At 71.3% G+C, this 11,799-nt stretch carries 11 protein-coding genes; 7 read left to right on the forward strand and 4 right to left on the reverse strand.

All coding sequences use genetic code 11. The features are described from left to right. Positions 1-145 precede the first annotated feature (145 nt). The gene (gene solA / locus ABZ948_RS27695; protein ID WP_359763897.1) at positions 146-1,285 is read right to left on the reverse strand and encodes an N-methyl-L-tryptophan oxidase; all 1,140 of its coding nucleotides are present in this window, start codon (positions 1,283-1,285) and stop codon (positions 146-148) included. A gap of 473 nt (positions 1,286-1,758) precedes the next feature. Here solA and ABZ948_RS27700 point away from each other — a divergent pair, with 473 nt between their 5' ends. Both ABZ948_RS27700 and ABZ948_RS27705 read left to right on the forward strand, forming a co-directional pair. Continuing rightward, positions 1,759-2,847 (forward strand): homoserine dehydrogenase, encoded by a 1,089-nt coding sequence (locus ABZ948_RS27700; protein WP_359763899.1) that lies wholly within the window; start codon positions 1,759-1,761, stop codon positions 2,845-2,847. Next, entirely contained in the window at positions 2,840-4,270 is a 1,431-nt protein-coding gene (locus ABZ948_RS27705) for an aldehyde dehydrogenase family protein (RefSeq protein ID WP_359763901.1), read from the forward strand. The genes ABZ948_RS27700 and ABZ948_RS27705 overlap by 8 nt, the downstream gene beginning before the upstream one ends. Before the next feature lie 212 nt (positions 4,271-4,482). On the opposite strand, the gene ABZ948_RS27710 is transcribed toward ABZ948_RS27705, so the two are convergent. Further along, entirely contained in the window at positions 4,483-4,944 is a 462-nt protein-coding gene (locus tag ABZ948_RS27710; RefSeq protein WP_359763903.1) for an Lrp/AsnC family transcriptional regulator, read from the reverse strand. Between the two features lie 660 nt (positions 4,945-5,604). On the opposite strand from ABZ948_RS27710, the gene argC reads away from it, so the two are divergent. The 5 genes from argC to ABZ948_RS27735 are packed head-to-tail and all read left to right on the forward strand — an operon-like array spanning position 5,605 to position 10,432. After that, positions 5,605-6,633 (forward strand): N-acetyl-gamma-glutamyl-phosphate reductase, encoded by a 1,029-nt coding sequence (gene argC, locus ABZ948_RS27715; RefSeq protein ID WP_359763904.1) that lies wholly within the window; start codon positions 5,605-5,607, stop codon positions 6,631-6,633. Beyond that, positions 6,630-7,781 carry a bifunctional glutamate N-acetyltransferase/amino-acid acetyltransferase ArgJ gene (gene argJ, locus ABZ948_RS27720; RefSeq protein WP_359763905.1) on the forward strand — a complete coding sequence of 384 codons (1,152 nt, stop codon included), beginning with the start codon at positions 6,630-6,632 and terminating at the stop codon, positions 7,779-7,781. The genes argC and argJ overlap by 4 nt, the downstream gene beginning before the upstream one ends. Beyond that, positions 7,778-8,683, forward strand: coding sequence for an acetylglutamate kinase (argB, locus tag ABZ948_RS27725; RefSeq protein ID WP_359763907.1), 906 nt, complete (start codon positions 7,778-7,780; stop codon positions 8,681-8,683). The genes argJ and argB overlap by 4 nt, the downstream gene beginning before the upstream one ends. Then, a complete protein-coding gene (locus ABZ948_RS27730; RefSeq protein WP_359763909.1) occupies positions 8,680-9,879 on the forward strand; it encodes an acetylornithine transaminase in 1,200 nt (399 codons plus the stop codon). Before argB ends, ABZ948_RS27730 begins: the two co-directional genes overlap by 4 nt. 7 nt (positions 9,880-9,886) lie before the next feature. Next, positions 9,887-10,432 (forward strand): arginine repressor, encoded by a 546-nt coding sequence (locus ABZ948_RS27735; protein ID WP_031114708.1) that lies wholly within the window; start codon positions 9,887-9,889, stop codon positions 10,430-10,432. A 103-nt stretch (positions 10,433-10,535) separates the two neighbouring features. On the opposite strand, the gene ABZ948_RS27740 is transcribed toward ABZ948_RS27735, so the two are convergent. Both ABZ948_RS27740 and ABZ948_RS27745 read right to left on the reverse strand, forming a co-directional pair. Beyond that, positions 10,536-11,339, reverse strand: coding sequence for an FAD:protein FMN transferase (locus tag ABZ948_RS27740; RefSeq protein WP_359763910.1), 804 nt, complete (start codon positions 11,337-11,339; stop codon positions 10,536-10,538). Continuing rightward, positions 11,332-11,799: FMN-binding protein (locus tag ABZ948_RS27745; RefSeq protein ID WP_359763912.1), on the reverse strand; the 468-nt coding region annotated here is incomplete at its 5' end. The genes ABZ948_RS27740 and ABZ948_RS27745, both read right to left, overlap by 8 nt.

An 11,799-nucleotide genomic window follows, 5' to 3' on the forward strand; every position in this document is an offset into this window, starting at 1 on the left:
GACGGGAGCCGTTGACGAGGATCAGGGGAACGTCCACCGTCGTGGTGCCCAGGTCGGCGGGCAGGGTCCCGCGGGTCTTCTGGCCGGGCTCGGCCGTCAGCGCGCCGATGGTCAGGGTCATGGGTTTGCTCTTTCTGATTCTGACTCAGGCCGTGGTGCGGCCGTTTGTGGTGATGAAGCCGATCGGCTGAAAGGTGCGGCCTTCCAGGGCGAGGTCCGCGGCTATGTCGCCCATGGCGGGTGAGATCTTGAAGCCCTGGCCGGAGAAGCCGGCCAGCAGGACGATGTCGTCGCAGCCCGGCAGGGGGCCGACCAGCGGGCGGGTGCTGTCGGTGTAGCCCTCCATGAGGACGGACAGGCGCACCGGGTCGGGGTTCAGTCCGGGCAGGTGGCGTCGCACCACCTCCGTGAAGGTCTCCAGTTCCTCCGGTGCGACGGTCCGGTTCAGCTGGTTCGGGTCGTCCACCGGCTTGTGGTAGGCCTGGGGCAGGCCGAGCTTGACCGTCAGGCCGTCCGGGGAGGGGATGCCGTAGAAGGGGGTGTCGCCGCAGCGGATGAAGGCGGGGCGCTCGGCGTCTGCCGGGTGGTCCTCGTGGGGCAGGAACCAGGCGCTGATCGTGCGGTAGACGCTCACCTCCCACGGCAGGTCGGGCAGCAGGTCGCCCACCCACGGGCCGGGGGTGACCACCGCGGCGTCGAAACGCTCGGTGTCGGTGTCCGTGCGGATCTCCACGCCTCCCCCCGCGAGGGGAGCGACCTCCCGCACCGGTGTGTAGCGGCGGATCCGGGCCCCCAGCTCCTCGGCGCGCCGGGCCGCGGTCTGGACCGTCAGCTCGGGGCGGACGAACCCCGCGTGGGAGTCGAGGACCACCAGATCGCCGTCGTCGACGCGGAACTGCGGGAAACGCTTGACCATCGACTCGGCGTCGATCACCTCGTGGTCGAGGCCGTGCTCGGCGATGCCGTCCGTGACGGTACGCATCTCGGGGTCGTGGGGCGGCCCCATGACCAGGGCTCCCGTCAGGCGGCGCAGTTCCCGCCCGGTCTCCGCCTGCAACTGCTTCCAGAGGGCGTCGGCGTGCCGGACGAGTGGCACGTAGCGGCCGTCGTGGGTCTGCACGCTGCGGAAGACGCGGGTCTCACCGCCTGCGGCGCTGCGGTCATGGCCGGGCGCGAACCGGTCGTAGCCGACGACCTCGGCGCCCCGGGCCGCCAGCCGCCAAGCGGCCTGGCTGCCCATCGTTCCCACGCCGACCACGGCGACGCGTTTCCTCGCAGCTGACACAGGACTTTCCTTTCGTATTGCCGGGCCGCAAGCTTGGACCCCGAGCGTGAGGATGTTTGGTGGTCACTTGGAGGGGAGCGCGCCCTTGGGGCCGTAACGCTCACATTCGTCCCGGCTTCGGGGAGCCATTCCCTAGCCCTGGGGTCGTGCCGCATTGTGGTATGCAATGCCGCTATCTGGCACAGAGAATGGCAGCGGCTTAGGGGGGAGTCAAGGGGTCGCTGGGGGTGATGGAGCCGGCGACGACCAGGCGGTCCGTGGCGGCGGCGCGGGCGGCGCGGACCAGGACGAGTCGGCAGCACCGGATTCACCCCGATGGTGTCGCCGGACGCGGGTTGAGCGAATCGTCATCACAACAGTGCAGATCGGCATGCCGTGTGGTCGTTGCGGCATGGCGCAGGTGACAGGCCGGACAGCGAGGCTCTGAGCAGCCGCTCCATGGAGGGCGCGGCGGACTGCGAAGGAGCTTTCCCATGGGCCGATACGATCTCGCCCTCATCGGATTCGGAGGTGTCAACCGCGCGCTCGCCGAACTCATATCCCAACGCGGGCACCGCCTCGCCGAGGACTTGGGCTTCGCCCTGCGGGTGGTGGCCATCACCGATCTGCGGGCCGGTTCCCTGGTGGACACCGACGGCATCGATCTGGCGCCGCTGCTGGCCGCCGAACCCGGGGAGCTGAGCTTCGCGGGTCTGCCGGGCGGCAGCGCTGATCCGCGCAACGAGTGGGTGATCCGCGAGGTCCCGGCCGACATCGTCGTGGAGGCGACGTTAACCAACCCCACCGACGGTGAGCCTGCCCTCTCCCATGTGCGCTGGGCCCTGGATTCGGGCAAGCACGTGTGCACCACCAACAAGGGACCGGTCGCACTCGCCGGCCGCGCACTGAAGCAGCTGGCCGCCGAGCGCGGTGTCAGCTTCGAGTTCGAGGGCTCGGTACTCAGCGGCACCCCCGTCCTGCGCACCGCCGAGCGCATGTTCGGCGGCCTGGAGATCACCGGCGTCCAGGGCATCATGAACGGCACCTCGAACTACGTCCTCGGCCGCCTCGAAGAGGGCATCGAGCTGTCGGCGGCCATTACCGAAGCCCAGACGCTCGGGTACGCCGAAGCCGATCCCACCGCGGACATCGAGGGCCACGACGTCCAGCTCAAGGTCATGATCCTGGCCAACGAGGTCCTCGGCGCCGACCTGCGCCGCGAGGACGTCTTCTGCGAGGGCATCTCCGCGCTCACCCCCCACGAGGTGCGGGACGCCGCATCGAAGGGGCTGCGCTGGAAGCTGGTCGGCTCCGCCACCCGCCACGAGGACGGCAGCGTCGACGCCCGCGTCGCCCCGCTCGCCCTGCCCGCCGATCACCCGCTCGCGGGGATCTCCGGCCCGGCCAACGCGGTCGCCTTCCACACCGACCTCCTCGGCACTGTCACGGTGTCCGGGCCGGGCGCCGGGCGCATCGAGACCGCCTACGCCCTGCTGTCGGACATCACCGCCATCCGCCGGCGCCACGCCGACGGCGACACCGCCCCCACGTGCCCCGTTCTGAAGGAGACCCACCGTGTCTGACACCGCCGTGCCCCCCAGCATCGAACTCGGCGCCGACACCACGCCCGTGCACAACCCGTGCACCGGCGAGGTCATCGCCTCGGTGCCCACCGTCGACGCAGGCGCCCTCGGCGGCGTCCTGCAGCAGGCCAGGTGCGGGCGCCGCACCGCGGCCGCGCTGTCCCGCGCCTCCCGGGCCGCGGTCCTGGAACGCGCCGCCCATCTGGTCGAGCGGCGCGCCGAGTCCTTCGCCCAGCTCATCGTCAGCGAGGCCGGCAAGACCATCACCCAGGCCCGCAAGGAAGTCGCCCGCGCCGTCAACACCCTGACCCTCTCCGGAGCGGAGGCACGGCGCAACGCCGGCGAAGTCATCCCCTTCGACTCCTACGAGGGTTCGGAGAAACGGCAGGGCTGGTTCACCCGCGAACCGCTGGGCATCATCGCCGCCATCACCCCGTTCAACGACCCCCTCAACCTGGTCGCCCACAAGCTCGGCCCGGCCATCGCCGGCGGCAACGCCGTCATCCTCAAACCGTCCGCCCTGACGCCGCTGTCCGCGATGCGCCTGGTCGACACCCTCATCGAGGCCGGCCTGCCCGAGGAGATCGTCACCGTCGTCAACGGCGACGCCGACATCGCCGCCGCGATCGTCGCCGCACCCGACGTGCGCATGGTGTCCTTCACCGGCGGCTTCACCACCGGCGAGGCCATCTCCCGCACCGCCGGCCTGAAGAAGCTCGCCATGGACCTGGGCGGCAACGCCCCGGTCATCGTCATGGACGACGCCGACCTGGACGAGGCCGTCGCTGCCTGTGTCTCCGGCGCGTTCTGGGCCGCGGGCCAGAACTGCATCGGCACCCAGCGCATCCTCATCGCCGCCGAGGTCTACGAGCGCTTCCGCGACGCCTTCGTCGCCCGCACCGGAATGCTGCGCGTCGGCGACCCGCTCGACGAGCGCACCGACGTCGGCCCCATGATCAGCCAGGAGGCCGCGGCCGCCACCCGGGCCAAGGTCGACACGGCCGTGGCCGAGGGCGCGGTACTGCTGTGCGGCAACGAGACCGCCGGCGCCCTGTACACGCCGACCGTCCTGGAGAACGTCCCGGCCACCTGCTCCATCTGGCAGGAAGAAGTGTTCGCCCCCGTCGTCGTGCTCCAGCAGTTCACGACTTTCGAGGACGCCATCGAGCGGGCCAACGCCATCGACTACAGCCTCCACGCGGGCATCTTCACCTCCCGCCTGGACCACGCCCTGAACGCGGCCCGCCTGCTGGAAGCCGGCGGAGTCATGATCAACGACTCGTCCGACTACCGCTTCGACGCCATGCCGTTCGGCGGATTCAAGTACGGCAGCATGGGCCGCGAAGGCGTGCGCTTCGCCTTCGAGGAGATGACCCAGCCCAAGGTCGTCTGCGTCAACCACATCACCGACGTGGTCCAGTGACCACCTTGCGTACCGAGCGCGACCGTCTTGGCGGTGGCGCGACCTGGCGGAGCGGTTCTGGCCACGGAAGGCGGGTTACGAGGGAGCACCTGGCCCCGCGGCGCCGCCCTGCAGGCCGCCCACGCAGTGCGCTCGATGACCGCCCCGACCCCCGCACATCGCGGGCCGGCGCCGTGGCCGCCGTGCTCGGCCGGGAGCAGGCCACCCGCACCTCACCCAGGTACCGCCGAACTCCGCACTCCTCGCGGGCGGTTGACCACCCTGGACAGGGTGAGCGCTGTGACCGTGTCCCGTACGCCGGGCATCTGGGCGATGTCCTCCCATATGCCCCGTATACGTTCCAGTGAGGCCGCCTCCACGCGAACCATGATGTCGAAGTCGCCGCTGAGGATCTCGCAGATGACGACTTCCGGAATGCGTTTGAGCGCGGCCAGGACGTCACCACCGCGCATACGGTCCTGACGGTAGACGAGTACGAGTGCCGAGACGACATCGCCGGTGTCGCCGTCGGCGCGGACGATGGTGTAGCCGGCGATGTGTCCCTCGCGCTCGAGCCGTTCGATGCGCTGGCGCACCGCGTTGCGGGACAGCAGCACCTTGTCGGCCAGTTCCGAATGGGAGATGCGGCCGTTGCGGGTCAGCTCGGCGATGATCTTCTCGTCGATGGCGTCCACAGTGGACCGTCTCCTTCGCGAATCGGGCGAGGTGGCAAATCCCCACGGCAAGCGGGGGTGCCGGCGCTTCGGGAGGCTGTCTGCCCGCATCTCCTCGGCCCGGTCGCGGTCCGACTTCCGCGTTCTCGGCTCACTTGGCAGGATTCCAGCGTGTGCCACATTGTGGAATACCATTCCGCAATGTGGCATAGACGATGCCAGTTGCGTGGCGGGGAGTCAAGAGGGTCGCGGGGGCACTCCGCTGGAGCCGATGCCGGCGGGCCGAGGCCGCGTCGATCCCGACGGCGTAGGGCTTCGCCGTCTCGAGCGCGCGCTCCAGCGGCGTGGCTCTCGGCGGGTGCGTCACGAAAGGCGTGGGCATGCAGCGGGGAGTCGGCGGCGTCAAGCGTGTCACCGCACGCGACGGGGTCGCAGAGGCGGCGTCGTGGAAGCGGAGTGGACCGAAAGTCCAGGGGCTGGGATCAGGGCGCTCGGAACGTGCGGGTCGTGCGGCCCAGAGCCTTCAACTGCCGCCGGCCGGCATGGGCTGAGAGAGTCGGCGGGGGGCGGAGGGGCTGGCTGTCGATCGTCGTCGCGGCGCCCAGGAGGGCCTGAACATCGCGGATTGCATAAACGTGCAGCGAAACGTATAGTCATGCCATCACGAGGAGGATGGATTCCATGGCGGTACGTGCGGCAGTGGCCGGAGCGAGTGGATACGCGGGCGGGGAACTGCTGCGTCTGCTCCTGGCGCACCCCGAGGTCGAGATCGGCGCCCTGACCGGCAACTCCAACGCCGGGCAGAAGCTCGGTGCGCTCCAGCCGCACCTGCTGCCCCTGGCCGGCCGAGTGCTCCAGGAGACCACCCCCGAGGTCCTCGCCGGCCACGACGTCGTCTTCCTCGCGCTGCCGCACGGGCAGTCCGCCGCCGTCGCCGAGCGGCTCGGCCCCGACGTGCTGGTGATCGACATGGGCGCCGACTTCCGGCTCACCGACGCCGCCGCCTGGGAGAAGTTCTACGGCTCGCCCCACGCCGGGACCTGGCCCTACGGCCTCCCCGAACTGCCGGGTGCCCGCGCCGCGCTGGAGGGGTCCAAGCGCATCGCGGTACCCGGTTGCTACCCGACCGCGGTCTCCCTGGCCCTCTTCCCGGCCTACGCCGCCGGCCTGGCCGGGCCCGAGGCCGTGATCGTCGCCGCCTCCGGCACCTCCGGCGCGGGCAAGGCGCCCAAGCCGCACCTGCTGGGCAGCGAGGTCATGGGGTCGATGTCCCCGTACGGCGTCGGCGGCGGGCACCGGCACACGCCCGAGATCACCCAGAACCTCAGCGCGGCCGCCGGCGGGCCGGTCTCCGTGTCCTTCACGCCGACCCTCGCGCCGATGCCCCGCGGCATCCTCGCCACGTGCAGCGCGAAGGCGACGGACGGCGTCACCGGCGAGTCCCTGCGCGCCGCCTACGAGAAGGCCTACGCCGACGAGCCCTTCGTGCACCTGCTCCCCGAGGGGCAGTGGCCCGCCACGGCGTCCGTCTACGGTTCGAACGCCGTTCAGGTGCAGGTCGCGCACGACGAGGCCGCCGGCCGGATCATCGTGATCAGCGCCATCGACAACCTCACCAAGGGCACCGCGGGCGGTGCCGTCCAGAGCATGAACATCGCCCTCGGTCTCGACGAGACCACCGGACTGACGACGATCGGAGTTGCGCCGTGAGCGTGACGGCAGCGAAGGGATTCACGGCGGCGGGCATCGCCGCCGGGATCAAGGAGAACGGCAACCCCGACCTGGCCCTCGTGGTCAACAACGGCCCCCGCCGCGCCGCCGCCGGCGTCTTCACCTCCAACCGCGTGAAGGCCGCCCCGGTGCTGTGGTCCGAGCAGGTCCTCAAGAGCGGCCAGGTGTCCGCCGTCGTCCTCAACTCCGGCGGCGCCAACGCCTGCACGGGACCCAAGGGCTTCCAGGACACGCACGCCACCGCCGAGAAGGCCGCCGAGGTCCTCGGGCGGGGCGCCGTCGAGGTCGCCGTCTGCTCGACCGGCCTCATCGGCGTCCTCCTGCCCATGGACAAACTGCTCCCGGGCGTCGAGCAGGCCGCCGAGGCGCTCAGCGAGCACGGCGGCGAGAAGGCCGCCATCGCCATCAAGACCACCGACACCGTCCACAAGACGTCCGTCGTGACGAAGGACGGCTGGACCGTCGGCGGCATGGCCAAGGGCGCGGGCATGCTCGCCCCCGGCCTCGCCACCATGCTCGTCGTCCTCACCACCGACGCCGCACTCGATGACGAGGTGCTGGACAAGGCGCTCCGGGCGGCGACGCGCACGACCTTCGACCGGGTCGACTCCGACGGCTGCATGTCCACCAACGACACCGTCCTGCTCCTGGCCTCCGGCTCCTCCGGCCTCACCCCGGAGTACGAGGAGTTCGCCGAGGCCGTGCGGCAGGTCTGCGACGACCTCGGCCGGCAGCTCATCCGGGACGCCGAGGGCGCCAGCAAGGACATCAAGGTCGAGGTGATCAACGCCGCGACCGAGGACGACGCCGTCGAGGTGGGCCGCTCCATCGCCCGCAACAACCTCCTCAAGTGCGCCATCCACGGCGAGGACCCCAACTGGGGCCGGGTGCTCTCCGCGATCGGCACCACGTCCGCCGCCTTCGAGCCCGACCGGCTCAACGTCGCCATCAACGGCGTCTGGGTCTGCAAGAACGGCGGCGTCGGCGAGGACCGCGAGAAGGTCGACATGCGCTACCGCGAGGTGCACATCGTCGCCGACCTCGCCGCCGGGTCCGAGACCGCCACCATCTGGACCAACGACCTCACCGCCGACTACGTCCACGAGAACAGCGCCTACTCGTCATGAGCACCACGCGGAAACACACCGCCCTGCCCAAGGCCCAGATCCTCATCGAGGCCCTGCCCTGGCTGGTCCGGCACAACGGCAGGACGGTCGTCATCAAGTTCGGCGGCAACGCCATGATCGACGAGGACCTGAAGGCGGCCTTCGCCCAGGACGTGGTCTTCCTGCACCACGCCGGACTCAAGCCGGTCGTCGTGCACGGCGGCGGCCCGCAGATCAGCGCCGCCCTGGACCAGCACGGCATCGTCAGCGAGTTCAAGGCGGGCCTGAGGGTGACCACCGAGGACGCCATGGACGTCGTCCGGATGGTGCTGGCCGGCCAGGTGCAGCGCGAGCTGGTCGGGCTGCTCAACCAGCACGGGCCGCTCGCCGTCGGCCTGACCGGCGAGGACGCGCACACCATCACCGCCACCAAACACCAGCCGGAGATCGACGGCGAACTGGTCGACATCGGCCGGGTCGGCGAGATCACCGCGATCGACACGGGCGCCATCGAGGCCCTGCTCGCCGACGGCCGCATCCCGGTCGTCTCCTCGATCGCCCGCTCCCAGGACGACGGACATGTCTACAACGTCAATGCTGATACGGCGGCTGCGGCACTCGCTGCTGCACTGGGCGCCGAAACCCTCATGGTCCTCACGGACGTCGAGGGCCTCTACGAGGACTGGCCGAACAGCGACGAGGTGATCAGCCGCCTCACCGCCGCCGAGCTGGAGCGGCTGCTGCCGGACCTGTCGTCCGGCATGGTGCCGAAGATGGAGGGCTGCCTGCACGCGGTGCGCAACGGCGTGACCACCGCCCGGGTCATCGACGGCCGGGTCCAGCACTCGATCCTGCTGGAGATCTTCACCGACGAGGGGATCGGCACGATGGTCGTGCCGGACGAGAAGGGGGGCCCCGCATGACGGGCAACGCGGAACTCGGCGAGCGGTGGCAGGGCGCGCTCATGAACAACTACGGCGCCCCGCTGCTGCCCCTCGTCCGCGGTGAGGGCACCGCCGTCTGGGACGCCGACGGCACGCGGTACCTGGACTTCGTCGGCGGCATCGCGACCAACGCCCTCGGCCACGCCCACCCGGCGATCGTCGAGGCCGTCAGCACCCAGATCGGCACCCTCGGCCACATCTCCAACTTCTTCATGGCCGAGCCGACCGTCGCCCTCGCCGAGCGGCTGCTCAACCTGTTCGGCCGGGACGGCAAGGTCTTCTTCTGCAACTCCGGCGCCGAGGCCAACGAGGCCGCCTTCAAGATCGGCCGGCTGACCGGGCGGACCCACATCGTGGCCACCGAGGGCGCCTTCCACGGCCGGACCATGGGCGCCCTGGCGATGACCGGCCAGCCCGGCAAGCGGGAGCCGTTCCTGCCGCTGCCCGGCGACGTCACCCACGTGCCGTTCGGCGACGCGCAGGCCCTGGCCGCAGCGGTCACCGAGGAGACCGCGCTCGTCATCGTCGAGCCGATCCAGGGCGAGCTCGGCGTGGTCGTCCCGCCGGCCGGGTACCTCAAGGCGGCCCGGGCGATCACCGCCGCGAACGGGGCGCTCCTCGTCCTCGACGAGGTGCAGACCGGCATCGGCCGGACCGGGCACTGGTTCGAGTACCAGGCCCACGAGGGCGTCCTGCCGGACGTCGTCACCCTCGCCAAGCAGCTCGGCGGCGGGCTGCCGCTCGGCGCGACCGTCGCCTTCGGGCGCGCCGCGGAGCTGCTCCAGCCCGGCCAGCACGGCACGACCTTCGGCGGCAACCCCGTCGCCTGCGCCGCCGGGCTGGCCGTCCTCGACACCATCGAGAATGAGGGGTTGCTGGAGAACGTCAAGCGGCAGAGCGAGAGGTTGCGGGACGGAATCGAGGGCCTCGGTCACCAGTTGATCGATTTCGTCCGGGGTGCGGGTCTCCTGCTGGGTATCGTGCTCACCGAGCCGCTCGCGCCCCAGGTGCGCCAGGCGGCTCAGGAGGCCGGTTTCCTGGTGAACGCGCCCGCCCCCGACGTCGTCCGGCTGATGCCGCCGCTGAACCTCCGCGACGACGAGGTGGACGCGTTCCTGGGCGCGCTGCCCGGCATCCTCCAGGCAGTGAACGGGGACGGACGATCCGGGGAATGAGACGACGATGAGCCAGGCGCAGGACCACGAGCAGCCGGGGGCGAACGGGCCCGCCGTGCCGCAGACCCGCACCGCACGCCACCGCCGGATCGTGGACATCCTCAACCGGCAGCCGGTGCGGTCGCAGAGCCAGCTGGCGAAGCTGCTCGCCGACGACGGGCTGAGCGTCACGCAGGCGACGCTCAGCCGGGACCTGGACGAGCTGAACGCGGTGAAGATCCGCAACACCGACGGCGACCTGATCTACGCGGTGCCGAGCGAGGGCGGTTTCCGCACACCGCGGGCCCCGCTCGGCGGGTCGGCGAAGGAGGAGCGGATGCGGCGGCTCTCGCAGGAGCTGCTGATCTCCGCGGAGGCCTCGGCGAACCTCGTGGTCCTGCGCACGCCCCCGGGGGCCGCGCAGTTCCTGGCCTCGGCCATCGACCAGGCCGAGCTGCACGACATCCTGGGGACGATCGCCGGTGACGATACGTTGCTGCTGATCAGCAGGGAGCCGACGGGTGGGCAGGCGCTGGCCGACCATCTGCTGAGGCTGGCGCAGAACGGGCACTGAGGGCTGTCGCAGGCACGGGTGGTGTTGCCGTTCGGGGTGGTCGTCGTCCGGGTGCGGGTGCGCTGTGGCTGGTCGCGCAGTTCCCCGCGCCCCTGGGGGCCGGTCACCCGAGCCGCGTGGCCAGGCCCCCCGTGCACCGCACCTCGTCACCGGCCGTGATCAGCAGCGCCTCCACGTCCGGCAGCGACTCCAGCCACGCCAGACCTTCCCGCGAGCCCATCGCGAACGCGGCCGTGGCCCAGCAGTCCGCCCAGGTCAGGCGAGGCGCCACCACCGTCACGGCGACCAGGTCCGTCACGGCCGAACGCCCGGTGCGCGGGTCGACGATGTGCGTCCCGCGCTCGGCCGTACCGGACGTGGCCACGGAGAGCTCGTCCGTACCGGCCGCCGAGATGACCGCCGCGAGGCCGCCCGGACGCAAGGGGTCCGAGACGCCGACCCGCCACGGCCGCTGCGCTCCCGGCCTCCCGAGGAGCTGGACGTCGCCGCCGCCGTTGAGGTTCACCCCGCACACCCCGGGCACCTCCGCCAGCCGCCGTGCCGCCCGCTCGACGGCCCAGCCCTTGACGATGCCGGTCGGGTCGAGGCGTCCCTGGTACGACGTGCTGAACCAGCCGTCGCTCAGCCGTTCCGCCTCGGCGGCCAGCTCCAGCACCTCGGCGACCTCGGGATCGCACTCCTCGACGGTCAGCTCACCGCGTTGCAGCCGGGAGACCTGGCTGTCCTCGCGGTAGGTGCTGAACACCTCGTCGACCCGGTGCAGCCCGGCCACGACCTCGTCCAAGGCCGCGCGGACGGCGGCCGGTTCCCCGCCGCGGACGTCGAGGGAGAAGACGGTCCCCATCGCCTCCTCCGCATGACGTACCGCGGCGGGAGCCTGAGCGGAGTCGGCCACCGTGTCAGCCACCGGCCTGGTCCAGCGCCGACTGGAGGGACTGCTTGTAGCCCGCGCTGGTGTAGGTGGCCCCGGAGACGGAGTCGATCTGCGCGTTCCCGGCCGCGACGGCCGCCTGGTTGAGGCGGGGCACGGAGCTGGAGGTGATCTGGTCGCTGCGCCCGCCCTTGGGAGCCTGGACCGCCTCGGCCTTGGTGATCTTCCCGCCCGTGACGGTCACCCGCACCTGGACCGGGCCGTACTGCGTCTGCGCCACGCTGCCGGTGAGGGTCTGGGCCTGGGGCTGCGCCGCCTGACCGCCGCCCGAGCCCGCGGCCTGGGACGAGCCGCCCCCGGCCGGGACTTTGTCCAGGGCGGACTGGAGGGACTTCTTGTACCCGGCGCTGGTGTACGTCGCCCCGGACACCGCGTCGATGTCCGCGCTCCCGGCCGCGATGGCCGCCTGGTTGAGGCGGGGCACGGAGCTGGAGGT

This window comes from Streptomyces olindensis, assembly GCF_040645895.1.
Taxonomy (GTDB): domain Bacteria; phylum Actinomycetota; class Actinomycetes; order Streptomycetales; family Streptomycetaceae; genus Streptomyces; species Streptomyces olindensis.

What these genes read in the sequence shown, in the direction of transcription:
- ABZ948_RS27700 (WP_359763899.1), top strand. Translation starts at nt 1,759, where the DNA reads ATGGGCCGATACGATCTCGCCCTCATCGGATTCGGAGGTGTCAACCGC.
- argC (WP_359763904.1), top strand. Translation starts at nt 5,605, where the DNA reads ATGGCGGTACGTGCGGCAGTGGCCGGAGCGAGTGGATACGCGGGCGGG.
- argB (WP_359763907.1), top strand. Translation starts at nt 7,778, where the DNA reads ATGAGCACCACGCGGAAACACACCGCCCTGCCCAAGGCCCAGATCCTC.
- ABZ948_RS27730 (WP_359763909.1), top strand. Translation starts at nt 8,680, where the DNA reads ATGACGGGCAACGCGGAACTCGGCGAGCGGTGGCAGGGCGCGCTCATG.
- ABZ948_RS27735 (WP_031114708.1), top strand. Translation starts at nt 9,887, where the DNA reads ATGAGCCAGGCGCAGGACCACGAGCAGCCGGGGGCGAACGGGCCCGCC.